Annotated in this window: 20 protein-coding genes, 1 tRNA gene and 1 other RNA gene; 5 read left to right on the top strand and 17 right to left on the bottom strand. The window is 70.5% G+C overall.

Annotation, left to right across the window (positions count from 1 at the left end):
* The 8 genes from ACOGXI_RS08225 to rnpB form a co-directional block, all read right to left on the bottom strand.
* Nucleotides 1-858, bottom strand: coding sequence for an SPOR domain-containing protein (locus tag ACOGXI_RS08225; protein WP_419938382.1), 858 nt, complete (start codon nucleotides 856-858; stop codon nucleotides 1-3).
* Nucleotides 855-1,865 carry a DNA polymerase III subunit delta gene (gene holA, locus ACOGXI_RS08230; protein ID WP_419938383.1) on the bottom strand — a complete coding sequence of 337 codons (1,011 nt, stop codon included), beginning with the start codon at nucleotides 1,863-1,865 and terminating at the stop codon, nucleotides 855-857. The genes ACOGXI_RS08225 and holA overlap by 4 nt, the downstream gene beginning before the upstream one ends.
* A gap of 40 nt (nucleotides 1,866-1,905) precedes the next feature.
* Nucleotides 1,906-2,481, bottom strand: coding sequence for an anti-sigma factor family protein (locus ACOGXI_RS08235; protein ID WP_419938384.1), 576 nt, complete (start codon nucleotides 2,479-2,481; stop codon nucleotides 1,906-1,908).
* A gap of 111 nt (nucleotides 2,482-2,592) precedes the next feature.
* Nucleotides 2,593-3,249 carry a sigma-70 family RNA polymerase sigma factor gene (locus ACOGXI_RS08240; RefSeq protein ID WP_419938385.1) on the bottom strand — a complete coding sequence of 219 codons (657 nt, stop codon included), beginning with the start codon at nucleotides 3,247-3,249 and terminating at the stop codon, nucleotides 2,593-2,595.
* 30 nt (nucleotides 3,250-3,279) lie between these two features.
* Nucleotides 3,280-3,927, bottom strand: coding sequence for an NUDIX hydrolase (locus tag ACOGXI_RS08245; RefSeq protein WP_419938386.1), 648 nt, complete (start codon nucleotides 3,925-3,927; stop codon nucleotides 3,280-3,282).
* 7 nt (nucleotides 3,928-3,934) lie between these two features.
* Nucleotides 3,935-5,299: a M16 family metallopeptidase gene (locus ACOGXI_RS08250; protein ID WP_419938387.1), complete on the bottom strand. Its 1,365-nt coding sequence runs from the start codon at nucleotides 5,297-5,299 to the stop codon at nucleotides 3,935-3,937.
* Nucleotides 5,296-6,639 (bottom strand): M16 family metallopeptidase, encoded by a 1,344-nt coding sequence (locus tag ACOGXI_RS08255; protein WP_419938388.1) that lies wholly within the window; start codon nucleotides 6,637-6,639, stop codon nucleotides 5,296-5,298. The genes ACOGXI_RS08250 and ACOGXI_RS08255 overlap by 4 nt, the downstream gene beginning before the upstream one ends.
* A 59-nt stretch (nucleotides 6,640-6,698) precedes the next feature.
* Nucleotides 6,699-7,093, bottom strand: an RNA gene (gene rnpB, locus ACOGXI_RS08260) — RNase P RNA component class A.
* Between the two features lie 161 nt (nucleotides 7,094-7,254).
* Between rnpB and ACOGXI_RS08265 the strand changes: the two genes are divergently transcribed.
* The 3 genes from ACOGXI_RS08265 to ACOGXI_RS08275 are packed head-to-tail and all read left to right on the top strand — an operon-like array spanning nucleotide 7,255 to nucleotide 11,920.
* Complete coding sequence (locus ACOGXI_RS08265; RefSeq protein WP_419938389.1) at nucleotides 7,255-8,361, top strand: YncE family protein; 1,107 nt, start codon at nucleotides 7,255-7,257, stop codon at nucleotides 8,359-8,361.
* Nucleotides 8,358-11,273: an IPT/TIG domain-containing protein gene (locus ACOGXI_RS08270; protein ID WP_419938390.1), complete on the top strand. Its 2,916-nt coding sequence runs from the start codon at nucleotides 8,358-8,360 to the stop codon at nucleotides 11,271-11,273. The genes ACOGXI_RS08265 and ACOGXI_RS08270 overlap by 4 nt, the downstream gene beginning before the upstream one ends.
* A complete protein-coding gene (locus ACOGXI_RS08275; protein ID WP_419938391.1) occupies nucleotides 11,270-11,920 on the top strand; it encodes a hypothetical protein in 651 nt (216 codons plus the stop codon). Before ACOGXI_RS08270 ends, ACOGXI_RS08275 begins: the two co-directional genes overlap by 4 nt.
* On the opposite strand, the gene ACOGXI_RS08280 is transcribed toward ACOGXI_RS08275, so the two are convergent.
* From ACOGXI_RS08280 to ACOGXI_RS08290, 3 genes are read right to left on the bottom strand one after another with little or no spacing between them, the layout of a single operon-like run.
* Nucleotides 11,917-15,798 carry an FG-GAP-like repeat-containing protein gene (locus tag ACOGXI_RS08280; RefSeq protein WP_419938392.1) on the bottom strand — a complete coding sequence of 1,294 codons (3,882 nt, stop codon included), beginning with the start codon at nucleotides 15,796-15,798 and terminating at the stop codon, nucleotides 11,917-11,919. The two genes, ACOGXI_RS08275 and ACOGXI_RS08280, sit on opposite strands and share 4 nt — an antisense overlap.
* Complete coding sequence (locus tag ACOGXI_RS08285) at nucleotides 15,791-18,385, bottom strand: S9 family peptidase (protein ID WP_419938393.1); 2,595 nt, start codon at nucleotides 18,383-18,385, stop codon at nucleotides 15,791-15,793. The genes ACOGXI_RS08280 and ACOGXI_RS08285 overlap by 8 nt, the downstream gene beginning before the upstream one ends.
* The gene (locus tag ACOGXI_RS08290; protein WP_419938394.1) at nucleotides 18,382-18,981 is read right to left on the bottom strand and encodes a hypothetical protein; all 600 of its coding nucleotides are present in this window, start codon (nucleotides 18,979-18,981) and stop codon (nucleotides 18,382-18,384) included. Before ACOGXI_RS08290 ends, ACOGXI_RS08285 begins: the two co-directional genes overlap by 4 nt.
* A gap of 176 nt (nucleotides 18,982-19,157) precedes the next feature.
* Between ACOGXI_RS08290 and ACOGXI_RS08295 the strand changes: the two genes are divergently transcribed.
* Together ACOGXI_RS08295 and ACOGXI_RS08300 are read left to right on the top strand one after the other, a co-directional pair.
* Nucleotides 19,158-19,231 (top strand) — tRNA-Arg (locus tag ACOGXI_RS08295).
* Nucleotides 19,232-19,293: 62 nt separating this feature from the next.
* Nucleotides 19,294-19,770, top strand: coding sequence for a YbaN family protein (locus ACOGXI_RS08300; protein WP_419938395.1), 477 nt, complete (start codon nucleotides 19,294-19,296; stop codon nucleotides 19,768-19,770).
* Between the two features lie 30 nt (nucleotides 19,771-19,800).
* On the opposite strand, the gene ACOGXI_RS08305 is transcribed toward ACOGXI_RS08300, so the two are convergent.
* From ACOGXI_RS08305 to ACOGXI_RS08330, 6 genes are all read right to left on the bottom strand, one after another.
* A complete protein-coding gene (locus ACOGXI_RS08305; protein WP_419938396.1) occupies nucleotides 19,801-20,247 on the bottom strand; it encodes a type II toxin-antitoxin system VapC family toxin in 447 nt (148 codons plus the stop codon).
* Nucleotides 20,244-20,480, bottom strand: a complete 237-nt coding sequence (locus ACOGXI_RS08310) for a FitA-like ribbon-helix-helix domain-containing protein (RefSeq protein WP_419938397.1) — start codon at nucleotides 20,478-20,480, stop codon at nucleotides 20,244-20,246. The genes ACOGXI_RS08305 and ACOGXI_RS08310 overlap by 4 nt, the downstream gene beginning before the upstream one ends.
* 80 nt (nucleotides 20,481-20,560) lie before the next feature.
* Complete coding sequence (locus ACOGXI_RS08315) at nucleotides 20,561-21,940, bottom strand: pyridoxal-phosphate dependent enzyme (RefSeq protein ID WP_419938398.1); 1,380 nt, start codon at nucleotides 21,938-21,940, stop codon at nucleotides 20,561-20,563.
* A gap of 5 nt (nucleotides 21,941-21,945) precedes the next feature.
* Entirely contained in the window at nucleotides 21,946-24,219 is a 2,274-nt protein-coding gene (locus ACOGXI_RS08320) for a DUF5916 domain-containing protein (protein WP_419938399.1), read from the bottom strand.
* Between the two features lie 17 nt (nucleotides 24,220-24,236).
* The gene (gene mmuM, locus ACOGXI_RS08325; RefSeq protein WP_419938400.1) at nucleotides 24,237-25,193 is read right to left on the bottom strand and encodes a homocysteine S-methyltransferase; all 957 of its coding nucleotides are present in this window, start codon (nucleotides 25,191-25,193) and stop codon (nucleotides 24,237-24,239) included.
* On the bottom strand, nucleotides 25,190-26,146 hold the full coding sequence (locus ACOGXI_RS08330; RefSeq protein WP_419938401.1) for an MBL fold metallo-hydrolase: 957 nt from the start codon (nucleotides 26,144-26,146) through the stop codon (nucleotides 25,190-25,192). The genes mmuM and ACOGXI_RS08330 overlap by 4 nt, the downstream gene beginning before the upstream one ends.
* Between the last annotated feature and the right edge of the window lie 8 nt (nucleotides 26,147-26,154).

Below are 26,154 nucleotides of genomic sequence, written 5' to 3' on the forward strand. Positions count from 1 at the left end.
TCACGAGACGACGGGGATGATGGCGGGCTCAAAGCCCGCGTCCAGGAGTCGGCGCGCGAGGCTCTCCGCCGCTTCCCGGCGGGCGAAGCGGCCCAGCCGGACGCGGTGGAACCCGTCTTGCTCGACGACGCGGGAGAAGAAGCCGGCGGCTTCCAGCTGTCCCCGCACCTCCTCCGCCGGATCCCGGCGCGAGAACGCGGCGACCTGGATCGCGAAGCGCGGGCCGCCCGGCGCGCAGCCGCGCGCCGAGGCTTCCGCGAGGAGCGTGATCGACGCGGCGCCGACGCGCCGGCCCTCCGCGGCCCCCCGTTGCCACGCTTCGCACGCCCGGTCGAGGAAGCCCCGGTCCTCGAACGTCCGCGCCGTCCAATACCAGGACGCGACCGCCTCGGCGCTCCGCGGATGGTCCGCCCGCAGGCGCTCGAGGTCGGCCGCCGCCCGAGAGGGTTCGCCGAGCGCCAGGTCCAGTTGTGCGAGCCGCAGCCATGCTCGGGATCCGTAGCGCGAGCCGCCGTCCATGGCGACGGAGAGGAGTTCCGCGCGGGCGGAATCCGGGTCCGTCAGGAGGCGCGCCCGAAGGTATCGCGCGCGCACGACGTCGCCGCGAGCCGCGTTCCGCCCCACCGCGGCGAGCCAGCCTTCTATCGCCTCGGCGGCGCCTTCGAACCTCCCGGCCTCGATCCGTGCCTCGAGATGATCCAGGTCCACGGGAGTGGCGGCTTGCGCGGCCTGCGCGGGAGAGGGGACGGAAAGCCCCCACAGCGACGCGCCGGCGAGCAGCGCCGGCGCCCACGCGCGGCGGCTCCCATGGCCCGGGCGCCCTCCGCGGCTTCGGCGGTTCCGGCGGCTCCGGGTCATCTTCCGGCGTTTCCCGCCTGCGCCAGTTGCAGGAGCGTCTCGGCGAGAACCGCCCGGTCTCCCCGCCCCGACTTGAGGTGCCGGTCGGCGCGGTGGAGCGCCCGCAGCGCGTGATCGAGTTCGTGTACGGTCCATGCCCTCGCCTGCTTCGCGTAGGCGTTCGCCTTCCAGGAGAGATAGCCGCGTCCGGTCTCCGACAGGGCGGCTCGCAGGCCGGCGGGTCCCGCTTCGAGGGCCAGACCAAGCAGAAGATGCTGTTCCACAAGTCCGGCGACCAGCCCAACCCCCCGCTCCGAAGTGAGCACGTTTTCCAACTCGCGCAAGGCGCGCCGGTAGTCGCGCGAAGCCACGAGATCGAGCCAGCTCCAGCGATCGATCCGATGAGTCCGGGGAACGACGTCGCGGATGTCCGCGTCGGTGCGGCGGTCGGCGGGAAGCGAGGCGAGCTTCTCGAGCTCGGCGTCCAGCGTCGAGAGGTCCGACCCGACGGCTCCGGCGATCCACTGGGCCGCCGCCGGCGAGAGGTCGAAGTTCCAGCGCCTCCGCGCCCGATCGTGGATCCAGCCCGGGATCTCCGCCGCCCGCGGCGTACTCCACTCCAGCGTGCGGCAGTTCTTCCTGAGGTCGCGGTAGAAGGCCGCGCGCGACCCCTTGGGGATGCGCGCCGTCACGATGAGGGCGAGGTCGGGGGGAGCCGCCGCCGCGGCCCGCTGCAGGACCTGGCGGGCCTTCGTTCCCAGCCGCTCGACGTCGCGCACGAAGACGACGCGGCGCTCCGCCATCATCGGGGGCATGGCCAGGGTGGCGGCGAGTTGCTCGTCCGTCACGTCCTCGGCCCGGAACTGGTCGTAGTTGAAGTCGCGCGTGGCCGGGTCGACGGCCGCCTCGACGAGCTGCTGCGCGGCTTCGTCCCGCAGGCGGATCGCGTCTCCGTGCAGGAACCAGGCTCCGGTGGGGGGGGCCTTGCCCAGGGCTCGCGAGAGCCGCGGGTCGAGGGGCGCGCTCACGGCGCCGAAAGAGACCCGTGCCGCGGACCGCGGCGGTGGGTCAGCGAGACTCGTCGAGTTGGCCGGTGCGTCGCTCGACCGGCAGGGGGATGGAGTCGCTTGTCGCGATCGGCACGGCGTACGTCGAACCGAACAGCCCGCCCCCGTCATCGAGCGCGGGAGCGAACGGGGCGAGGAACCAGTCCGGCACGTAGGGGTCGTCGGCAAACCGGCTCCCCTGGCTCTCGGCGACCGTCTCCGCCGGCACGTCCGCCATCACGGGCGGAAGCTGCACTTCGACGAGCAGAGGCTGGCTTCCGTTCGACACGCCGAGCGTGAAGAGTCCCGCCGACGCCACGGCGATGGCCGCGGCCCGGCCGAACTGGCCTCGCCAGGACCGCTTCGGAGACTCGTCGACGTGGTAGAGGCGGTGCTGCAGGCGGGGCAGGAAGTCCGGAGAGGTGGCGACGCGAGGCAGAGCTCGCCAGACGGCGAGCCCGCGAGTCAGGACCCGCTGATAGCGTCGACACGACTTGCAATCCTCCAGATGCGTGTCGAAACGACGGTGCTCGCCAGGGGCAAGCGCACCGTCGAGGTATTCGGTATGTCGGTCGATAAACTCTTTGCAAACCATCATTGCACCATCACGAAAAACGTCCATCCGGGCTCATCTACTCTGAACTGCGTGCCAGGGTTCCTTGCGGCGGTCCGGCCGTGCGGGCCTGGCGCCGGGATTCAATCGAGCGATTCAATCGAGCATCGGGGCGATGATGCAGGCGAACCGGTTCCGCGCCCGATTCAGGCGCGACTTGACGGTGCCCAGCGTCACTCCCGTGATCTCCGAAATCTCCTCGTAGCTCTTCCCTTCCAGTTCGCGCAGCACGAATACGACACGGTGATGCTCGGGAAGTTCCGCGACCGCGGCCTCGACCTGTTCGCGCACACGCCGCTTGCGGAACAGGTCGTCGGGCCGGTAGGCCGTATCCTCGAATTCAAGCGGCCGATGGTCGGCTTCCCAACTCTTCCTGAGCGTATGGAAGAGTACCAGCGGGTTGCGCGCCCGGTTCCGCAATTCGTTCTTCGCCAGGTTGCTGGCGATCGTATAGATCCAGGTTGAGAACTTCCGTGCGGGATCGAACCGGTGGAGGTGCCGGTAGACGCGCACGAAGGTCTCCTGCACGAGATCCTCGGCACGGTCCCGGTCTCCGATGGTGCGGTAGATGAAGTTGAGCAGGCGGTCCTGATAGCGCTCGGCAATCTCGTTGAACGCGAAGCGCTGCCCCCCGAGGTAATGGGTGACGAGTTCGGCATCCTCGAGGCGCTTCAACTCCCCGCGCCCGAGTGGTTCCATCTCCTCCGGCGCCGCGTATTGCCTCACGACTTCGAGGTTCGGCTTCGTGTCCATGCCGCTTCCTTTGCAGGCGAGTTCGGCGCGTTAAACCCCGTTGCCGCCGATTCGATCCATCCGGCGGGCAACCCAGCGCGCCGCGAGGGTCAGCGCACAGATGGTCTTGCCGTCGCTGATCTCTCCCGCATCGATCATCTCGATGGTACGGCGCAGGGGCAGCCGATGCACATCCATGAACTCGCTCGCCTCGTGACTCGTCTCCCCCGCCTCCAGATCCCACGCCGCGAAGAGGTGGATGACCTCGTCCGTGAAACCCGGCGTCGTGTGTACGGAGGCCAGCCGCTCCAGGCGTCCGGCACGCAGCCCCGCCTCCTCTTCCAGTTCCCGCAGAGCGCACGCCTCGGGGGGCTCGCCGGGCTCCAGGTTGCCGGCCGGCACCTCCCAGATGAAGCCGCCGGCGGCGTACCGGTATTGACGCACCAGCGTGACGACGGGCTCGCGCGGCGGCGCGGCGCCGGCCACGCCGGAAGGCCCGGGAAGGTCCAGCGCGACGACGGCGGCGGCGCCGGAGTGGCGGATCAATTCGAGCCGGCCGATGGACCCGTCCGGGAATCGCACGCGATCCACGTCGACGTGGACCCTGCGGCCGGAGTAGACGCGCTCTCCGTCCACGCGGCCCGTCGAGACGCCGCGCCCGGCGCCTTCGCGCGCGCCGCCGGTCGGGGCGTCGGTCACGGCGTGCTCACGAGACGGACCGCACGTCCACGGGCTCGAAGCCATCGAGCGTGGGCGCGGCCGTCGCCGCGTCGCCGACCGCGAGGAGTGTGAGGCGGTCGGGGTCGAGGTACCTGCGGCAAACCTCCCGCACCTCGTCCGCCGTCACGGCCTCGATGCGCGAACGGTACGTCTCCCAGTAATCGTCGGCGAGGCCGAATACGCGCTGACGGCTCACCTTGCCGCAAATCTGCACCGCGGTCTCGAACTGGAGCGGGAGGGAGAGCGTCAGGGCGTTGCGGGCCAGCTTCATTTCGTCGGCGGTGACGGGCGTGGTGCGCATGGTCTCGATCTCGCCCAGGATCTCCTCGAACGCGGGTCCGGTCCGGGCGCACTCGACGGCCGTCCGCGCGACGAAGGGTCCCGCGCCCCGGCGGAACCGGAAACTCGATCTCGCCCCGTAGGTCCACCCTTTTTCTTCGCGCAGATTGAGGTTGATCCGGGAGTTGAAGAGGCCGCCGAGGATCGCGTTGGCCACGATGATCGCGTAGTGGTCCGCGGTGTTGTAGGGGGCGCCCACCGTCGCGACGCGGATCTCGCTCTGGGCGCTGCCGGGCCGGTCGATGAGGATGAGGTCGTTCGCCCGCGGCACCGGCGTTTCCGGGGCCGGGACACGGGCGGTCTCGCCGCTCCAGCCGCCGAAAAGCGTCTCCGCCGCGGACATGAGACGCTCGCGGTCGAGGTCGCCGCACGCGATGAGGAGGGCGCCTCCGGGGCGATAGCGCGCGGCGTGGAACTCCCGCACGGCTTCCGGGCCGATCTCCGACACGGTGGCGGCGGTGCCGGCGACCGGGCGGCCGTACAGGCGGTCGCCGTAGAGTTCGGCGATGGTGGCAAGGCCCGCGACGGTCGCCGGATCGTCTGCCTGGCGCTCGATTTCATCGATGCGCTCGCGGCGGATGCGTTCGACTTCGTGCTCGGGGAACCCGGAATCGAGGATGGTGGCGGCGAGGAACTCCAGGGCGTCCTCGAACACCTCCGACAGGAAGTGCATGGAGACGGCCCCGACGGCGTAGCCCACCGTCGCGCGGTAGCCGACGCCGAGGCGGTCGAGCCAGCGCGCCATCTCGATGGCGTCCCGGCCGGGGGTGCCGGCGGTGAGGAGCCGGGCGGTCAGTTCGCCGAGACCGCCGAGTGCCGGCGGTTCGACGCCCGCGCCGCATTCGAGGACGAGGTGGAGCGATACTTCGGGCAGACCGCGTCGCTCGGCGTGCTCGACCCGCAGGCCGTTGGGGAGCGTGTGCCGCTCGAAGCGCGGCAGCGCGAGCGCGCGCGGAGCGGCCGGCGCCGGACGCCCGGCGCGGTCGGGGGTCGCGGTTCGGGGGTTCGTCACGGCGTCTCCTCCGTCGTGTCCGCCGCATCCGTTGCGTCCGGGCCCTCCGCGCCCTCCGCGCCCTCTTCGGGCACGACGTGGAGGACCGTGAGGCCGCGCGGGTCGAACACGGTGTGGGCCACGCGCTCCACGTCCGGGCGGGCTACGGCTCCGTAGCGCGCGAAAGCGTCGTTCACGTAGCCGGCGTCCCCGCGCAACACGGCGGCATGCGCGATCGCGTCCGCCCGGTCGCCGAAGCCCGCGCGCCCGTTCAGGAGCCCGCGCCGGGCGCGGTTGCGCGCCCCTTCCATTTCTTCCTCTTCGACGCCGCCGCGGAGCAGGTCATCGATGACGTCCCTCACTTCCGTCTCCAGGTCGGCGGCGGCGACGCCGGGGCGGGCGGTCGCGACGACGAAGCACATTCCGGCGCTCTCGGTCGGCCACGTGAAGGAGGTCACGTCGGCCGCCATCTGCTTTTCGTACACGAGCGACTTCTCGAAGCGGGAACTGTTCCCGTCGGCGAGCAGGTAGTTGAGGGTGACGACGGCCTCGAAGTCGGGGTCCGCGTAGCGCGGCGAATGATACAGGAGGTACACGCGGGGCATCTGAACGCGGTCCGGAAGGAGCGCGCGCCGCTCTCCGCCTCGCGCCGGCAGGGGGACGTCCGGACGCGGCGCCACGGGTCGCGCGGGAATCTCGCCGAACCAGGCCTCGACCCGATCCAGGGCTTCGCGCGGATCGAAATCGCCGACGAGTACGAGGGTCGCGTTGTTGGGACCGTAGTGAAGGTCGAAGAACTCGTGGACGTCCTCGAGCCGGGCCGCGTCGATGTCGGGCATGTAGCCGATGGTCGGATGACGGTAGGGGTGCCCCTCGTCGTAGGCGCGCTCGAGCAAGGTCTCGAACGCGAGGCCGTAGGGGCGGTTCTCGTACGACTGCCGCCGCTCGTTCTTCACGACTTCGCGCTGGTTGTCGAGCTTCTCCTGCGTGATCCCGGGCTTGAAAAACCCCATGCGGTCGGACTCCAGCCACAGGCCGAGATCGAGTTCGTTCGCGGGCAGGGTCTCGAAGTAGTTCGTGCGGTCGAACCACGTCGTCCCGTTGAGCGTGCCGCCGGCATCCTGCACGAGCTTGAAGTGCTGCTCCTTCGCCACGTGCTCGGATCCCTGGAAGAGGAGATGCTCGAAGAGGTGCGCGAAGCCGGTGCGGCCGGCGCGCTCGTTCTTCGATCCCACATGGTACATGACGTGAACGGCGACGAGGGGAGCGGACGCATCGGGCTGCAGGACCACTCGCAACCCGTTGTCGAGCGTGTGCTCGCGGAGTTCGAGCCTCATCGTCGCGCGAGACGCTGGAGCCAAGGTTTTTCCCTTTCGGTGCTGCTGCTCTCGGTGCTGCTGCTCTCGGTGCTGCAATGAAGTGAGGCGGAGGGAGATAAGCCGGGTTCTGTCACCGGCGGGCCAGGCCCGCGGCGAGGTCATCTATCTGGGACCTGCGGTTACCCGAGGCCTCGTGCGGCCTACCCGGAACTCTAACGCGACGGGCCGCCGCTCGTTCCTGCTTGGCCTTGCTCCCGGCGGGGTTTGCCGTGCCGCCCCTGTCTCCAGGAGACGCGGTGGGCTCTTACCCCACCCTTTCACCCTTGCCTGTGCGCCTGAACCCTTGCGGGTCGCAAGCCGCCATCGGCGGTCTGCTCTCTGTGGCACTTTCCGTCGCCTTGCGACGCCCGGGCGTTACCCGGCGCCGTGCCCTGCGGAGCCCGGACTTTCCTCGAACGGCGTGCATGCACCCGTCCGCGACCTCTTCTCCCTCCGCCGCCGACAACCTAACCGATTGGCAACCCCTTGAGGAATTGTCTACTCTAAGGGTAGGAGGTGGAGTGTCCGGCGGAGGCGTTTGCCGGACCCGGAGTCTTCCCGGAGAAGGAGTCGCGAACGCGCGTAAATCGTATGCTACCCGAGTCTACAACACCCCGCTTGGCGATGGCCCTGTGGGCGCTGGGAATGACGGTCGCGGCGGCTCTTCCCGCGGCCTCCCAGGAAAACAGCCCCGACGGCCTGTCGTCGTATTACGTCTACGTGGCGGCGGAATCGGAGGATCGCGTCGATCTCGTCCGGTTCGATGGCACCGGTGCGTCGGTGCTGGATTCCGTCTTCGTGGGCCGCTTCCCGACGGAAATCGACGGGCCGCACGGCCTGGCGGTCGATCCGAGCGGGGAACGGTGGTACGTGACGCTCGCCCACGGGAATCCCTTCGGCACGGTCGTCGCCTACTCCACGGAGACGAACCGCCCGCTCGGGAGCGCCGAACTGGGGCTCTTCCCCGCCACCATGCAGGTGACGCCGGCAGGCCTCCTCTTCGCGGCGAACTTCAACCTGCACGGCGAACACGAGCCGGGTTCGGTGTCCGTCGTCGACGTCGGCGCGATGATCGAGGTGGCGCAGATTTCGACCTGCACGATGCCGCACGGGTCGCGGCTCACGGCGGACGGGTCGCGGCACTACTCGGTGTGCATGATGGATGAGATGCTCGTGGAGGTCGACGCGCACCGGCTCGAGGTCGCGCGGCGCTTTCTCCTCGCCCCGGGTCTGGAACAGGCGTGGCCGCACGACTGGCTCCCGACGCGGCCCGTGGGGGCGCCCGGATGCAGCCCGACATGGGCACACCCGGCCGTGGACGGACGCCATGTGTACGTCGCGTGCAACCGGAACGCGGAGGTGCTGGAAATCGATGCGGAGGCGTGGCGCGTGACACGGCGATTCGAGACGGGCGAGGGTCCGTACAATCTCGATGTGTCCCCGGACGGCGCCCACCTCGTCGTCACGTACAAGAGCGGGCAGGCGACCGGCATCTGGGATCTGGCCAGCGGGACGGAAACGGCGCGGGTTCCGAACACGCGGACGCTGCCGCACGGAATCGCGATCTCTCCGGATTCGCGCTACGCCTTCGTGAGCGTGGAGGGCGTGGGCGGAGAGCCGGGAACGGTGGACGTGATCGACCTCCGGGCCGGCGTCCGGGCAGCCAGCGTGGACGTCGGTAAGCAGGCGGGCGGCATCGCCTTCTGGAAGGTGGAGTCGCGGTGAGGCGCGGCGCTCGGACCGTACTCGCGGGGATGCTCGCGGGAGTGCTCGCCGTCGCGTGCGGGGACGCGGGAAGCACGGAGGTCGGCTCTCCGCCGACGACGCTGGCGCCCGTTTCCGCCGCCGTGGACACGATCGTGACGGGCGAGGCCACGGACCCCCCGATCGCGGTTCGGGTCGAGGATGCGCTCGGAAACGCGGTCGAAGGGGCGCCGGTCCGCTTCGTCATCGTGAGGGGCGAGGGCGAGCTTTCGCCGGGGGTCGCCGTCGCGGGGCGGGACGGTGTCGCGGAATCGGTCTACCGCGCGGGCCCCACGCCGGGCCAGGCGGAGATCCAGGCGGACATCCCGAGCGCGGCGAACGTCCCGCCGCTCCGCTTTCTCGTTCTCGCGGAGGCCGCGGACACGGTGCTTCTCAGCATCGTGGAGGGAGACGGCCAGCAAGCGGAGGCGGGAAGCCAGCTGCCGCTTCCGTTCTCCATCCGGGCGGAGACGACGAGCGGAGCCCCGGCCGGCGGCGTCCGCATCGCCTTCGACTGGACGACGCCGGAAGCAACCCCGGACGTGCCGGAAGCGGAGGAAACGCCGGGACTGCCGGAGGCGGGGGACACGACGGCGGTGGCGGAAGCGCAGGAACCGCCCGCGCCGGACGAGTCGCCGGAGAGCAGGGGCGCCCTCACGCACGACATCGTGATGACGGACGCGGACGGACGGGGCGGCGCCGTGTTCACGCTGGGCTCGCGGGCGGGCGACTACCGGATCCACGTCTTCGCCACGGGCGGCGTGTACTCGGACACGCTCTCCTTCTCGGCCACGGCGCTCGCATCGCCGGGCGGGGCCGTCCAACTCGATTCGGTCGGGAACGGAAGACTCGCCGCAGGCACACGGGCGCTCCTCCACGGCAGCGGCTTCCGCCCGGTCCCGGCCGACAACCGGGTCTGGATCGAAGGCACGGCGGCGACGGTGGTGAGCGCCACGGAGACGGAACTCACGGTTGAAGTGCCCGCTTTCGCCCGCACGTGCCTGCCCGAGCGCGAGGTCGGCGTGCGGGTGCTCGTGGGTTCCGACGCGAGCAACGGTCTTCTGCTTCCGATCGAACCGGCCAACCAGCGCGTGGGCCTGGAGGTCGGCGAATCGCTTACCCTGCGCGGGCCCGTCGAGGTCGAATGCGTTCAGTTCCCGCCGGGAGCGCCGCTGGCAGCGGGAGAAACAGGAGACGCGGGCGAAACGGGAGGGGCGGGCGAGCCCGGGGCGCCGGAAGTCATCGGGGCCGCGACGCGAGAGTATCGGATCGTCATCGGCAACACGGGGCGCAGCGCCTCCAGCGGGCTCCCGCTCCGGCTCACGTTGCGGACGCCCGGCGACATGTCGGGGGATGGCCCGGCGACCGCGGTGGGCCGCGGGGTGATCGACGCCGGGATCGCGGAGGCCGCGCTGGCCGGCACGCGCAGGGACATCGGGATACGCGCACGCACGCTTACGCAGCTTGTTCAGGCCCGCATCTCGCCCCTTCGGCCGGATGGATCGACTGGATCGATGGCGGTCTCGGCGCCGGCGCCCGGAGACACGCTCGAGTACTTCTTCGCCGTCGGTGCGGAGTTGGCGGGCACCTGCATCGACCCCGCGAGCACGGTACGGGGAACGGTGCGGGCCGTGGGCGAAGGCGTGGTCCTGGTGGAGGATGTCGCCGCGCCTGCCGGAGGTCCGACGGAGGAAGAGTGGCTCGCGCTCGCCCGGGCACTGGACGGGACGGTTCTCCCGGCCGTGACCTCCTATTTCGGCCCCCCGGAGGACATCGACCGGAACGGGCGCGTCGTCGTCCTGTTCACGCCCGATGTGAACCGGCTCGGCGACGGCGAGGCGGGCGTCGGAGGGTTCTCCCTCCCTCAGGATCTTGCCGCTTCCGGACGGGGCGACGGCGAGTTGTCGGACCCGGACGGCGGGATCTGCCCGGCGAGCAACGAGGCGGAGATCATCTACAGCGTGAGCGCGGACCCGGATGCGACGCTCGGCCGCGCCGTCTCGACGGAGGACCTGCTGCGCGAGACGCCCGCCCTCGTGGCGCATGAGGTGCAGCACATCGTCAGCGCGGGGCGCCGCGTGCCCGCTTCCCCGGCAGGGTTCGGGGCCGCCGAGGAAGTGTGGCTGGATGAGGCGCTTTCGAGTCTGGCCGAGGAAGTGGCGGGACTCGCCGCACTCGGGCTCCCCGTCGGCGATCGCCTCACCTTCGACCGCGTATCCGAGACGCCCGAGGCGCTCGACACCTTCAATGCCTACATGCTGGGCAACTTCCGCAACCTCGGCCTGTACATGCTCGGACTCCCCGGGGCTCCCACGGTCTCGACGGACGACCTGGACGGCGTCGGCGGGCTGCAGATGCGAGGCTTCGGCTGGTTCCTCCTGCGACGGCTCGCGGACCAGGCGGGCGGGGACGAACGGGCCTTCTTCCGGTCCGTCGTCGGGGGCGGAGAGAACCACGGGCGCGGGGTCGCGAACCTGGAGCGGGTCACCGGCCGGGAGTGGGCGAACATTCTGGCGGACATGTCGGTTTCGCTGGCGCTGGGCGCGCGGACGCTGGACGAGGGAATGGAGGGACCGTCGGGAGAGGACCCCGAAGCTGCGGAGGCGGGGCCGCCGCTCGCCGCGGCAACGTGGAATGCCACAGATGTGTTCCGGTCCTTGAACGAGGATACGGACGCCCGGTCGGGTCTTCCGACCGCGATCGCGCTCCGGGCCGAACCGCTGGGGTTTGAAACCCGAGTGCTGAGCCTCGACGTAGGGCCGTCGAGCGTACAGTACTTCTCACTCGCCTCGGTTCCGGGCGCACCGGGCCTCTCGCTGTCGCTGGAAACGGCGGGAGGAACCCCGGCGGGTGAGACCGCGGAACCGCTAATCACGATCGTGAGGACCAAATGAGACGCCTTTCCGGCGTTTTTCTCTTTCTCTTTCTCTGCGGGCTGTCTCTCGGAGCGTCGAAGCTGACGGCGCAGATGACTCCCGCCGTACCGTTCGGCGAGGATACCGGTCCGGAACTGTTCGGACTCGCCGGCGTCATCCAGCCCCTCAACAACCTCACCGACAACACCGGCGCGTACGGCATCGTGATTCCGCCGGACGTGATGATGGGGGGCGAAGTGACCTACTGGGCCTCGCGCGCGGTCGGGATCGGCGTGATGGGGCTCTATTCTCCCGCGACGCTCGAAGCCGTCGCCGGCGGGCCCGGACGGGGACCGGGAACGCTCGGCGAAATGGAGTACCTGGCGGGCACGGTGAATCTGACGTTCCGACTGCGGTCGTCGGGCTCGGCGGGCGCGCTCGAACCCTACGTCACGATGGGCGGAGGGCTTCGGCAATTGAAGTTCTACGGCGCCGAAGTGCCGAAGCTCAGCGCGACGGACCCGATGGCGACGGCCGCGATCGGCGTCCGGGTCCATCTCATGTCGTCGGTCTGGTTTCGGGGCGAACTGCGGGACATGGCGTCCTACTACATCTCCGCCGCGACGGACGCGTCAAGACTCCAGAACGACATCGGCATCACGATCGGCTTCGGCGTCCGCTACTAGCCCGGCAGCGTGACGCGCACTTCCAGGGTTTCGGGCGCGATCGAAACGGACGTCTTCTCGCCATTCGGCCACACGACGTGCAGCGTCGCGGGACGGCCGGCCGTGTCGCCGGGCGCGCGGGCCGTGCCGGCCGCGGCGCCGGCCATGCCGAGCGTCTGCGTCGATTCATGGCGGGCCAGATAGCCCTCTCCTGACCGGACCTCCCGCACCGGACCGAGCGTTCCGTCCGCGTATTCGAGCCGGAGGCGGGCGCCGATGGCCCGCGGGTTCCCGGGTGGCCCGTCCAGCGTGATCCGGAGACCGGGCGTTGCGCCGACGTTGCGGTAGAGCCGCGTTTCGCCGCCGTTGACGCCGAAGGCCACGTCCACGCGACCATCGCGGTCGTGGTCCGCAAGCGCGACCGCCCGGGCGTCCCCGTAGACCGCGATCCCGGACCGGGAGCCCCGAACGGGCTCGAAGCCCCCCTCGCCATCCCCTCTCAGCCAGAGCCCGCGCCCCGCGTCGTAGCGCGGCGCCCCCGGCCGGCCGGCGTAGAAGTTCTGCGCGAGGACGAGATCTTCGTGACCGTCCCCGTCGAGGTCGGCGCTGGCGACGCCGAACGCGGGCGCGCGCTGAGCCGCCGCGGGCAGCGGGGCGCTCTCGAAGCCGGAAGGACGGTTGAGCCACACGGTGTGGCGCAGTTCGTTCGCGTCCAGCCGGCGCTCCGGGTCCATGCCTCCGATGAGGTCGGTCAGGGGTGCGGTCGCGAAGCGCTCGTACGTCACGCGCAGGAGCGTCGAGAGTCCGCCGGGGACGGCGAGCGCGTCTCTGCCCCGAAGAGGGCGCCACGTGCCGGACTCCATCCGGGCCTCGACGAGATCGACGATGCCGTCGCGATTCATGTCGCCGTAAATGAGCGAGTAGGCGGACGGTACGTCGAGATTCGCGCCCCAGCCGGTCGCGACGAGGTCGGGCAGGCCATCCTCATTGAAGTCCGCGGCGGCGAGACCGTTCCAGCGCCCCGTGAGACGCGTGAGCCCCAGCGCGTCGCTCACATCGGTGAAACGGCCGTCGTCGTTACGGAAAAGGCGGACGCTGCCCCACTCCAGGGCGAGCGCGAGATCGGGGTCGCCATCGAGGTCGTAGTCCGTGAAGAGGGCGGCGGTGACGAGCCCGAGACGCGCGAAGGGGAGGGAGCGCTCCGCATCGACGCGCAGGGCGCGGCCATCGTCGACCAGCAGACGGGAATCCACGGCAACGGGGTAGGCCCCGGGGGCGACGCGTCCGCCCACGAAGAGGTCGAGATCGCCGTCCCCGTCGATGTCGGCCTGGGCGAGCGGGCCGGTCGCGGCGGGGGGCTGCCCGGGCGGGGCGCCGGGCGCTTCGATGAGCGGGGGCGCCGGCGCGGACGCGCCGAGCGGCGCCGCGATGACCGCGGGAACGGCCGCGGCCTCCGCGGGAGTGCCCGCCTCGTACGCGCTCATACCGATGAGCAGCGCGACGCGACCGTCGGCCGCGCGATGCGGCAGCACGGCGGTCGCGTCCCAGGCCAGCGCGGGCACGAGGGCCCGCGGGGCGGCGAAACCGTCGCCCTCGTTCCGCATCACGACCGGGCTGCCCCCCCGGCCGCTCCCGACGACGAGATCGGCATCGCCATCGCCTTCCACGTCGATCCACGATACGCCCGGACCGGGGCGATCGAGCGAATGGGGCAGGAGCGGCTGCCGGAGCCGGTCGTCGAAGGGCGATTCGACGTGCCGGTGCCCGAGCCGATCCGAGATGTCGACGAAGTGGGGACCGGCCTCGGGCGCCGCCGCCGTGACGGGGTCGGCCGGGACGGCGGGCCCGCCATCGGGCGCGGCCGCGCCGGCGGCCGGGTCGGGCGCCGCCGGCTCGGCGGTGGCGGCGTCGATCTCGTATTCGCGGTTTGCGACGATGCCTTCCAGCCGCGTGCGGCGACCGTCCGGCCAGTCGACGGTGAGGACCATCTCCCCGTCCGTCGCCGCGGCGAAGCTGGCGACGGGTTCGGAAGAGGAGAGATAGGCGCCTCCCGCGGTGATCTCGCGCACCTGGGCGGGCACCGCCCCCGGGCTTCCCGGCGTCGCAGGGTCGCCGGACCGGCCGGGGCCGCCGGGTCCCTCGAGGCGGATCCTGGCTCCGATCCCGCGCGTGTTCGGACCCGCCGACCGGAGACGCACGAGGATACGGGGCGCCGCGGCTTCGTTCCGGTACAGGAGGGGAGGCGCCCCGAGTCGCGTCACGACGATGTCGAGGTCTCCGTCACGGTCGAGGTCGCCCGCCGCGAGGCCGTGCGAGATGTCCGCGTCGACCCCCCAGCGCCAGCGCTCGCTCACGTCGGTGAAACCGTCCTCCCCTCCGCGGAAGGCGACGTTCGGCTGCGCGAGCGGCGGGAACATGCGCAGGGCCTGATCCGCCGGCAGCCCGGGGATCGCCGCCACGCGGGCATTCGCATCGCCGTCCAACTGGTCCCACGCGTGGCCCGTCGTGACGAGGATGTCGTTCCAGCCGTCCAGGTCCGCGTCCATGATGAGCGCGCCCCACGTCCAGTCGGAGGCGGCGAGCCCGAGTTCCCACGCCGCCTCGGCGAAGGTGCCGTCCCCCCGGTTGAGTTGGACCGCGTTCCGGTTCACCTGGATTCTCGTGTCCGTGACGCCGGGAGGCGCCGGGACGGCCTCGTAGCTCGGGGTCTGGACGAGGCGTCCCGCCGGCTCCCGTGCGAGCATGTCGGTGGTGAGGAGATCGAGGTCCCCGTCGCGGTCGAGATCCCCGACATCGACGGCCATCGAGGAGAGGCTCGTCGTGCGGACGGCCTCGCTCGAAGCCGGCGCGAACGTCCCGCCGCCGATGTTGATCCAGATCCCGTCCTCGCTGTTGAAGTCGTTCGCGACGTAGAGATCCGGATCGCCGTCCTCGTCCCAGTCGCTGAACCTGGCCGCGAGTCCCCAGTCGCGAGCCGCCGTCGAGACGTTCCCGCGGGAACGCGAGAGCGGCGCTCCGGGGCCCGCCGACGCGAAGCGTCCATCCCCGAGTCCGGTGTAATACTCGTCCGGCTCTCCAAGCTCGAAGCGGCGCACGAAGCGGCCATCGAACTCCACCCGGTAGTGCTCGTCGTAGAGTTCCCGCAGTTCCGGAGGGGTGACGAGATTTCCGTCCTCGCCGCGCTGGAGGTGGTTGATGTCGAGGACGTCCGGCGGGTACAGGTCGTCGACCTGCCGCGTCTTGTAGTTGGCGACGTAGAGGTCCAGGTCGCCGTCGCCATCGGTGTCGGCCAGCGCGAGGGTCGTGCTCCCCCACTCCCCGGCGAGACCCGTGTCCTCGAGTTCCGTGAAGCCGCCCGCGCCGTCGCCGAGGAAGATCCGGTTCCGGCCCCCGTGGACCGCAATCGCGAGGTCAAGATCGTCATCTCCATCGACGTCCGCGAGCGCCGCGCCTCTCGCCAGCACGTCATCGAGCGCGAGGGCGGGGGGCGTGATCTCCTCGAAGCGCCAGCCGCCGAGGTTGCGGTAGAGCGCGCTCGCGCGCCCGAAGCCGGCGAGGAAGAGGTCCGCCAGGCCGTCTCCGTCGACATCCCCGATCGCGACGCCCTGCCCTTCCGCGAGCACCCGGTTGCGGAGCCGCGCCTCCTCGTCGACGTCGTACAGGAAGGACACGCCCCGCCCGGAGGCATCGAGCGGCCGGAAACCGCCGGAACCCCGGGGCCTCAACTCGCGCCACCGGTATCCGTCCGCTTCGACCCAGGGCCCGGGCTCGGGAGCCCCGCAGGCGGACAGCGCGAGGAGTACCGGGACAAAGAGGACCGGAGCGCGGAGGGCCGGGGCGAGGCCGATCAGCGCGCGGGCCGGCCGCATCATCGGTCGGTGGAGCGTGTGTTCAGCCACCCTCCCCGTTCGCCGATGCCCCGTGCCCGCCGCCGATCACGCGCTCGAACAACTCGTAGATGCGCCGGTACTCGTCGGTCCACGACGAGGGCTCCGTGAAACCGTGGTTCTCCACCGGGTACACGGCCATCTCCCAGTTCTCCTTGCCCAGTTCTATGAGACGCTGGGCGAGGCGCACGACGTCGGAGAAATGGACGTTCGTGTCGTACATGCCGTGCGCGATGAGGAGATGTCCCTCGAACCCCTCGGCGAAGTAGATGGGGGAGGACTGGCGGTACGCCTCCTCGTCCTCGTGGGGGAGGTTGAGGATGCGGCTCGTGTACCAGTGGTTGTAGTGCGCCCAGTCGGTCACGGCGCGGAGCGCGCCGCCCGCCGCGAAGGACTCCGGCGCCGTGAAGAGCGCCATGAGGGTGATGAATCCGCCGTAGGACCCGCCGTAGATCCCCATCCGGTCGGGATCGACGCCCTCCTCGCGGACGAGGTAGGCGGCCCCGTCCACCTGGTCGGAGAGGTCCCAGCCGCCCATGTGACGGTAAATCGCCGTGCGCCAGTCGCGCCCGTATCCGGCGGAGCCGCGGTAGTCGATGTCGAGCACGGTGTAGCCCTGAGCCGCCAGGAAGTGATGGAACATGTATTCGCGGTAATAGTTCGACCACCAGTTGTGGACGTTGTGCAGGTATCCCGCCCCGTGGACGAAGATGACGCCGGCCCCGTTGGGCTCGACCCCGAAGTCGGCGGGCCGGTAGATGCGCGCGGGCACGGCCACGCCGTCGCGAGCCTCGAAGTGCACGATCTCGGGCCGGAGCCAGGGGAATCCGAGCCACGTCCCGGTGGGGGAGGTCGTGACCCGGGTCATCGCGGCCCCGGGGCCGGCGTCGGCGAAGTAGAGTTCGGGCGGCCGGTTCGCGCGCGAATGGAGGACGGCGAAACGCCCGCCGTCGGGCGACGGAGTGACGGTGAAGGAACCCTCTCCCTCGAGGAGTTGGACCCGGTCCGAGCCGTCGAACGCCATGCGCCACGGATGCTGGTCGAAGGGTGACAGCTCGCTCGTCTGCAGCAGGAACGAGTCCCACCCATCGGGGATCGTCACGCCGAGGACCTCCCACTCTCCGGCCGTGAGCGCCGCGCGGTTTCCGCCGTCCGCGTCGATCGCGTACAGGTGGGAGTAGCCGGTCTCCTCGCTCACGTACCATGCGCGGGGCATCCCGCCCGCCGCCTCCGCCGGGAGCCAGCCGATGCAGCCCGCGCCCTGAAAGCCGAAGCAGGGGCCGCCGACCCACGCCTCGTCGTGATGAGTGTCCAGCATCGTGAGCGAACCGGTCGCCGCCTCGTAGGCGTAGAGCCTCCACGTCTTGTAGTCGTAGTCCACCGCGAATACGAGCCCGTGGGAGCCGGAATCGTTCCAGCCCGCGAAGCTCGCCACGGCGAGACGGTCATCCGCCGCTTCCGGTTCCGACTCGGACTCCGCCGCTTCCGGTTCCGTCTCCTCCGACTCCGGGTCGGGGTCCGGGTCCGAGCCGTCTCCCGTGAGGTCGAGCCAGGTGGCCTCGCCCGTCCCGGTGTCGACGACGGCGAGGCGCGAGACGCCCTGCTCGTCCCCGACCTTGGCCCGCATCTCCGTGTTCTCGGTGTAGCCGGACTGCGTGACCCAGCGGGGGATGTCCGTGCTCCGGCCTTCGCCGCCGAAGCCGCCGCGCGTGACGGTGACCGCGACACGGCTCCCGGTCGGGTCGGCGACGAACGACTGCGCGCGTTCTCCCTGCGCGAGGTGCAGCGTCTCGCGTTGCCCGGCCTCCCGCAGTTCCCGTCGCTCCTCGGCGCGCTCCTCACGGATATCCTGCACGCGGATGTGCTCGAACAGCTCCCGCTGCTGTTCCTCGAGGAAGGCCTTGTGTCCCTCGGCATCGGGGTCGTCGGGCTGCTCCGGCCCGCCCACGGAGGTGAGCTGCCGGATCTCGCCGTCGTCGATGTCGAAGGCGAAGAGGTTGTTCGCCCGGCGGAAGAAGATGGACGCGCCGTCGCCGGAGAAGACGGGACCCGCCTCGAAGTCCTCCGTGTGCGTCAGCCTCCGGCTCGAGGAGGCGGCGCGGTCGATGAGATGGAGGTCTCCATCGGAGGACGTCACGCGCCAGCGGCCGTCGGGAGAGACGTCGCCCTGCGCGAGGATGGGGCCGAGGCGAAGTTCTTCTTCGTCGTCGACCCGTTCGGGCGCGCCGCCCGTCGAACGGACGCGGTACAGGGCGCGCTGCTCGTGCCACTCGGCGCCGCCCGGGAGCCAGCGGAAGTAGATCCACTCGCCGTCGTCGGACCAGCTCACGCCGACGGGCGCCTGCCCGACGTGCTCGGAGCCCCGCATGATGGACTCGAGCGTGAGCGCGAAGGCGTTGTCGCGCGCGGGGACGGGCTCGAAGCCGGCCAGGGTCTGCGCCTGGAGCGACGGAGCGGCGGCGACCCACGCGGCGGAAATCGCGGCGAACATCGCGGCGGCGACGATGCGGGCGCTTCCGGATCCCGCGCACCGGGGTCCCGCGGGCCGGAGGGCGGCGCGCCGGAGGGGGACGCGTTCGAATGTCGGGGAAGACTTCACGGGGCACCTCCTCCGTTCCCGGAGGGCAGATACTGTCCGGGGATCGGCAGATCGGGCCGCTCGCCGGCCCAGTAGATCGTGACGACGTACCAGCGGTCGCCGTCGTGCATGAGCTGGATCGAGTTGATGCCGCGGGCGAACGGCTCGGGGTCGTCGGCGTTCCGCTTGGAGTCGTAGGTGGAGAACGCGTGCACCACCGGCCCGAAGCGCGCCTCGCTGCGGGCGATCTCCCGCTCGAAGAACCCGTTCTGCTCGAGGAAGGCGCCCGCCTGTTCGGCGTATTCGCCCGGGCTCCACACGTTGTAGCCGTGCTCGCCGCCGGGCCCCCGACCCGTGGGAATGAGGCGGGCTTCCGGAATGAACAGGGAGCGGAAGCGGTCCCAGTCGCGCGCCTGTCCGGCCGGGCCCGAGATCACGTCGTAGAGCGCGGCGAGGATGCCGTCGACCGACTCCACATCGGCGGGAGCGGCGTCGGGCCAGCTTTCCGCCATGGCCACGTTCGGTCGGCCCTGGGCGAGCGAGGGGGTGGGCATCGCGAGCGCCAGGGGTCCGGCGGCCAGCGCGCCAAGGAGGAATAGTGTGCGCAGTCGTCGCATCGTTCCGCTCCGGTTCTCGTGGAAGGCGTCCCGGAATCTAGCCCGGACCGGACGCCGGGTGCGACCCGGCGGCGACGACGCGTACGACCCGAAGGCGGGGACGCGTACGACGGGAGCGGCGGCGTTCGGTTGCATCGGACGCGGGCTGCGTCTACCGTTTTCGGCTCGTGGCGCCCGCGCCCGTAGCTCAATTGGATAGAGCGTCTGACTTCGGATCAGAAGGCTGGGGGTTCGAGTCCTCCCGGGCGCATGATCCCTCGTCCGACAGAGCAACCACTCCGAGAACTCCGAGCCCTGACGAACGTCGCCGACATGAAGCCGAATCCGAACATGCCGCGGGGCCAGGCGGCGCCCCATCGGCAGGCGGCCCAGTGCCCCATCGATCACCAGGCGGCCGAGCGCGCCGCGCGCTCGCTGCCGGGCCCGGTGCGGCGAGCCGTCTTCCTGGGGGTGGGGAGCCTCAGCGTGACCGCGGGCATCATCGGCATCGTCGTGCCGCTGTGGCCCACGACCTGTTTCCTCCTGCTCGCCGCGTGGTGCTTCGCGCGCAGTTCCCCCCGCGCCGAGCGCTGGCTGTACGAGAACCGCATGTTCGGCCGCTACCTCGCCGCCTACCGCGAGCGCGGCGTCATCTCCACCCGAGTGCGGCGCGGCGCGACGATCTTCCTGTGGAGCGCGATCCTCGTCTCGGCCGTGCTCGCCGCCGGACAACTCTGGATCGTCGCCCTCCTCCTGCTCGTCGCCGCGCTGGTCACCGCCCACCTCTACTCCCTGCCCAGCGAAGGCTGACTCCGGCTCGGCGACCGGAAGCGGTGCGCTTCAGGTCGTGGCGGCGCGCTCGCGCACCACATCCGGGGGTGCCGGGGTGATGATCCGACACGCGGGGCCGATGGCGCGCGCAAGGCGCCGGTCGAGTGTGAGCAGCGGGCAGGAGAGCGCCTCCGCGAGCGCCACGTACCACCCATCGTAGATGCTGAGGTTGCGGCGCAGTTCCCAGGCGCGATCGGCGAGCGGTTCGAAGGGGAACAACTCGACCTCGAGCGTGAGCAGGTCGTGCCGGGCAAGGTTCGCCTCCGCGCTCTCCAGCCGCTCGGCGAACTCCAGGCGGCGAAGGACGTTGCTGGCCTCGGCGAGGGCGATCTGCGGACCAGCCAATGCACGGCCCTCGCGAGCTGCTTCCGCGATCACGGCTTCGGACCAGGCGCCGTCCGGCCCGACGTGGGCTACTGCCGCCGCGAGGACCGAGGCGTCAACGACAACCGTCACTTCCGGTCGGCGTCTCGCGCCTGCAGGATGCTCTCGGTGGTCACGCGATTGTTCGACAGCCGCTTGCGGGAGTGAACGTCCGCCAGCCACTCGTGAACGGCGGGTTTCGTCACCAGCCGCTTGAGTTCGCCGCGCAGATACCGCTGCATGGACTGGCCGCGAGAGGCCGCGCGAACCTTCAGCCGGTCACGCACTTCCTCGGGGATGTCTCGGATGGTGATTTGAACGCCCATGACATCATTATGACATCAACAGCATCTTCCTGCAAGCAAACGCGTTCCCGCGGGAACGTCCCCCGGGCTCGCCGGACGCCTCACGCGCCGAGCGCGGCGATCAGATCGGAGCGGGTGAGGATGCCGAACGTGCCGTCTTCCTCTCGCACGAGCACGGCGGGCTGCTCGCCGCGCAGTTGGCGCGCGAAGCCGTGGATGGGACTCGAGGCCTCGACCACCGGGAAAGGCGGCCCCATGAGGTCCCGCACGAGGCGCCCGCGCGCGTCCGGGTCGCCCATGAGGGAGCGGAGGATGTCGAGTTCGGTGAGACTGCCGATGACCTCCTCCCCCTCCATCACCGGCACCTGGGAGATGCCGCGCTCCCGCATCGCCGCGATCGCGTCGTCCAGCGACATGTCGGCCGGGGCGGAGACGAGCGCTTTCCCGGTCGAACGGCGCCTGGCCAGCGCCCCCGCGGTGAGCGTCTCCGCCTCGTCGAGAAAGCCGTGCTCCTGCATCCAGACGTCGTTGTAGACCTTGCCCAGCGCGCGGTAGCCGCCGTCGGGCATGATCACGACCAGGACGGACTCGTCGTCGATCGCGTCCCGGTGCGCCTCCATCCACTGGAGGACGCCGGCCATCGCCATGCCGCACGAGCCGCCGAGGAACAACCCTTCTTCGCGCGCGAGACGGCGGGTCATGAGCATCGATTCCCTGTCCGTGACGCGCACGTAGTCGTCCACGATGTCGAAGTTCATGTTGCCCGCGAGGATGTCCTCCCCCACCCCTTCGGTGACGTAGGGATAGATTTCGTCCTCGTCGAACTCCCCGGTGTGGAAGTACTTCCAGTAGACGGAGCCGTACGGGTCGACCCCGATGATCCGGACATCGGGGTTGCGTTCCTTGAGATAGGCGGCGGAGCCCGAGATCGTGCCGCCCGTGCCGGAGCCGACGAAGAGGTGCGTGATCCTCCCCTCCGTCCCCTCCCACAGTTCCGGGCCGGTCGTCCGCAGGTGGGCGAGCGCGTTGGCCGGGTTGTCGTACTGGTTCATGTAGAAGGAGTTGGGCGTCTCGTCCGCCAGCCGCCGCGAGACCTGGTAGTAGGAGCGCGGATCCTCGGGGGCGACCGCGGTGGGGCAGACGATGACTTCGGCGCCCAGCGCCCGCAGGATGGCGATCTTCTCGGGGCTCTGCTTGTCGGTGGTCGCGAAGATGCACCGGTAGCCGCGCGCGATGGCGGCGAGCGCGAGCCCGACGCCCGTGTTCCCGCTCGTGCCCTCGACGATCGTGCCGCCGGGCCGGATCTCGCCCCGCGCCTCGGCATCCTCGAGCATCGAAATCCCGATCCGGTCCTTCACGGAGCCACCCGGGTTGAAGTACTCGAGCTTCGCAAGGACGGTGCCGGGGAGGTGCGCGGCGAGGCGGTTTACGCGGACGAGGGGCGTGCCGCCGATCGTGCCCAGGATGTTCTCATGCCACATGGATGCTACCCGGTAAGGTTGAAGAGCCGGCTGTACTTGACCACGAGCTGGCGCTGCCTGGGGCCCGCCATGATGCCCGTGCGCTCGAGCGAGCCGGTGTGATTGGTGTCGTTCCACACGATGTATAAACCCGTGCCGGCCGTATCGAGCCATGCGAGCCGGACGTTGGTCCCGACGTCCTTCGTGTCGTCGTTGTACTGGACGTTCGTCTGCAGGTACAGGCGGGGCGTGAACGAGTAGGACGCGTTGAAGCGCACGACGGCCGTCGTGAAGCTGCCCTCGTCGAGGCGGACGTCGAAGTAGTTCGTGATCAGGCTCGCGCTGAACGTGTCGCCGTAGCGGTACGCGAGCGTCGCGTTCGGGCCGAAGCGGGTCCCGGTGTAGAACCCTCCGAGTGCCCATCCGACCGACAGCGAGAGGGGGGCGCCGCGATTCGTGTTCGCCCTGAACTCCCAGTCGAGGTTGTGGTACGTGCCGGCCGGGATGACGATGTCTTCCCGGATCGCGAACGGTGCCTCGAGACCTTCGCCCGTGAGGTTGAAGCCGGGGAGCTGGAAGAACGCGCCGTTCTCGAACGCGAAGTGGTTGTCGAAGTGCACGAGATACGATTCGTTGAAGCCGCCCAGCGTCCACCAGCTGTTGCCGGAGATGTGGGGGCGGAATTCCCGGAACCAGGACACGCCCTCGGTGCGCAGGTGGCGGAGAAAGCGCCAGTTCACCTGCCGGTAGCCGCGCCGGTTGAGAAAGCCGACCTCCGGGTTGAAGGCGTCGCCGACCTGCCGGTACCCCGTCGTGACCTGCCAGTCGCGCGTCACGTAGCGCATGCCGCCGGCGAAGCCGTACTCGCCGTCGTTGAACCCCGTCCCCGGCACCTCGTCCCCGGCCGTGGCCGGCGTGGCGGTGAGGCTCGCCCAGCCATCGAGCGTCAGCGCTTCGCCGACGCCGAGCCGGCCATCGATGCCGTACGTGAGATTGTGGTCCTCCGCATCGGCCGTGTTGAGGCGCGACACGAAGATGGCGCCGAGCTGCGACCGGTTGCCGAACTCCCGGTACGCGCGCAGCACGCCGAAGTTGTTGGCGGGCGCAATCCGCTCGCTCACGCCGGTGTCGTCGTCGAGGTGGAAGGCCTCGCCGGTCTGGATGTTGAGCATGCCGACCTGGAAATCGCCGACCTTGCCCGTCATCCGGGCGCCCGCCCGGATCGGCACCTCCCGCCCTCCCTGGAGTCCGATGCGGCGGCTGAAGAAGAGTTCGGCCGAGCGGCTCGCGCCGACGGCGAACGTCCCCGCGTTCTCCAGGAAGAAGGCGCGCTTCTCGGGGAAGAAGAGGCTGAAGCGCGTGAGGTTCACCTGCTGGTCGTCCACCTCCGCCTGCGCGAAGTCGGTGTTCACGGTGAGATCCAGCGTCAGGCTCTGGTTGAGGCCGATCTTGGCGTCGCCCCCGATCTGCCGGCCGAAGGCCACGTCCGACGACGCGGCGCCGTAATCCCTGAAGCCGTCCACGAGCGCGTACGGACTGACGGTGACGGTCCGCCGGGCGGGGGCCTCCAGGGTGACGGTGCCGGCGAGCGAGATCCGGTACACGTCGAACTGTCTCGGCAGGGGCGCCCACATCGACTGCTCGCTGTTGCGCCGGATTCTCCGCTCGAAGTTCAGGCCCCAGTCCTGCGCTCCCCCGGCGCCGTAGCGGAGGGTCGAGAAGGGGATCCGCATCTCGGCGAACCAGCCGCGTTCGTCCCGGGTCGTGGCGACCTCCCACGAGCCGTCCCAGTTGAGGTTGAAACCGCCCGCCGAACCGCGCTGCTGGCGGCCGCCGCCCCGGCCGCCGCCCACGCCCTCGCCGGTGACCTGGCCATCGTATTCGATCCCCGCGGGCGTCGTGCCGAAGACGAAGGCGTTCTGCCGGTCCAGGTAGGTGTCGAGCACGACGACGAAGGCGTCCGAGTCGTTGAGCGAGGCGTCGCGCAACGTCTGGCCCGTGACGATGCCCGACGGGTCTTCATCGAAGAGCCATGCGCCGATGTACAGGGCGGCGGCGTCATGGCCGACCCGGACCTCCGTCGGCTGCGACACCGGCTGCCCCTCCGACGGCTCGCGCTGGGTGAAGCCCTCGAGCGGCTCGATATCTGACCACGCGTCGTCGTCGAGCCGCCCGTCGATCACCGGAGGCGCCGCGACCCGGGAGGCGCGCGCGACGGGGGATTGCTGGGCGTGGAGCAAGGCGGGCGCCACGAGCACGGCGAGCATGATACGGACGGCGATGCCACGAATCGGGCGCATGCGGACCCGTTTCCCTCTCAAGTGACGGATCGCTGAGGAGACACGATCCCCCCGCGGATGGCGGCGATCGCGGACGGGCCCACGCGGCAGCACCCTCCGATGCCATCGGCTCCCGCGGCCCGCCATTCGACCGCGCGCCGCGCCCAGTCCACGGGGATCGCGCCGCCGGTCCAGCGCTTCGCCTCCGCGTCCCAGACCTCCCCCGAGTTGGGGTAGACGAGGATCGGCTTCCCGGTCGCGCGGCGCGCCGCCCCTATGAGAGACACGGTGAGGGCCGGATCCGTGCAATTGACGCCGACCGCCACGACGTGCGGTTCCCCGTCGCACAGGGCGGCGGCGGTCTCCAGCGGCGTCCCGTCGGCGAGGTGCGCGCCATCACGACACTGGAAGCTGATCCAGGTCGGAAAATGGGACACGGCGGTGAGCCGGCAGTAGGCGCGCGTCTCCTCCACGGACGGGGTCGTCTCGCAGGCCATGAGGTCGGCCCCGGCCTCGGCCAGCGCTTCCCAGCGCGGGGCGTGGAAGTCGTACAGTTCGGCCGCGGCGAGCCCGTAGTCGCCCCGGTACTCCGACCCGTCGGCGAGGAAGGCGCCGTAGGGGCCGACGCTCGCGGCGACGAGGGGTCGCGGACGGTCGGGCGGCTCCATGGCGCGGTCGGCCAGAAACTCGTCGCGCGCGGAGACTGCGACCCGGACGGCCCGCCCGAGCAGGCGAGCCGTGTCGGCTGCGTCGAGACCCCGGGCCGCGAAGCCCTCGAAGGTCGCCTGGTAGGTCACGGTGGCGATGCAGTCGGCGCCCGCCTCGAGGAAGCGGCGGTGCGCGGTGCGGATCACGTCCGGGGCGTCGATGAGGGCGCGGGCGGACCACAGAGGGTCGTTGAGATCGCAGCCCAGCGCCTCGAGTTCCGTCGCCAGGCCGCCATCGAGGACGATGAAGCCCTTCCGCTCGATAAAGTCGCGGACCGGGTCGGTCAAAGCTGGTCCGGGTCGAGCATGATCGAGAACCCCTCGAACACGAACTCGACCCCGCCGTCCTGAAGCCGGTTGCCCACGGCGATGCCCTCGAACATGGCGTCCAGGGCATCGGTCAGCTCAAGCAGCCGGGAGGGCTGTGCCACCGGCGTGCTGTGGGCCGTGAACAGCATCGTCAGCTCGGGGACAAGCTCGGCGAGCCGGGCCATCGAGGTCCGGTACGCCTCCAGATCCGTCTCGGGCGCAAAGAGCCAGATCGGGCCCTCGTAGAAGGAATCCCCGGTCCAGAGGAACCCGGCCTCGCGGTCGAGGAGGGCGATCGCGTCGGGCGTGTGGCCGGGGACGGCGACGACTTCGAGCGTCCGTCCGCCAAGAGCGATGGTGTCTCCGTCGCCGACGAAAGCGGCGATCTCGAACGCGGGCGTGTGGTAGTTGTTCTCCGTGATCCCCGCGGGCAGCGCCCGGCAGAGTGCGTTCGCGGACACCTCGCCCCGCACCTCGGAGTTCGCGCGGCCGCGGGCGCGCGTGCGGGTGAACTCCGTGTCCATGGCGAGCACGCGCTCGAAGGCCGCGTTGCCTCCGACGTGGTCCATGTGCGTGTGCGAGTTGAGGACGGTCACGGGCAGCGTCGTGAGTGCGTCCACGACGGCGCGGATGCGGCCGATCCCCATCCCCGTGTCGAACAGGAGAGCGCCCTCGTCACCCAGGATCAGGTAGGAGATGACCTCCTGGAACTGGAACGGCTCGTAGATGGCGTACACGCGCGGCGCGACGCGAAAGACTTCGAACCAGTCGTCCGCGGCCTCGGCGCGTTCCAGCTCGGCGTACTGCGAGCGGGGCACGTTCGAGCAGAACCCCGCCGTCGCCGCACGCGACTCGGAAGCGACATCGGGGCCCGGCGCGCAGGCGAAGACGCCCCCGGCCAGCGCCCCCGCGGCCGCCAGCCGGAGGATCACCGCACGCA

The organism is Candidatus Palauibacter sp., from assembly GCF_965208055.1.
Classification (GTDB): domain Bacteria; phylum Gemmatimonadota; class Gemmatimonadetes; order Palauibacterales; family Palauibacteraceae; genus Palauibacter.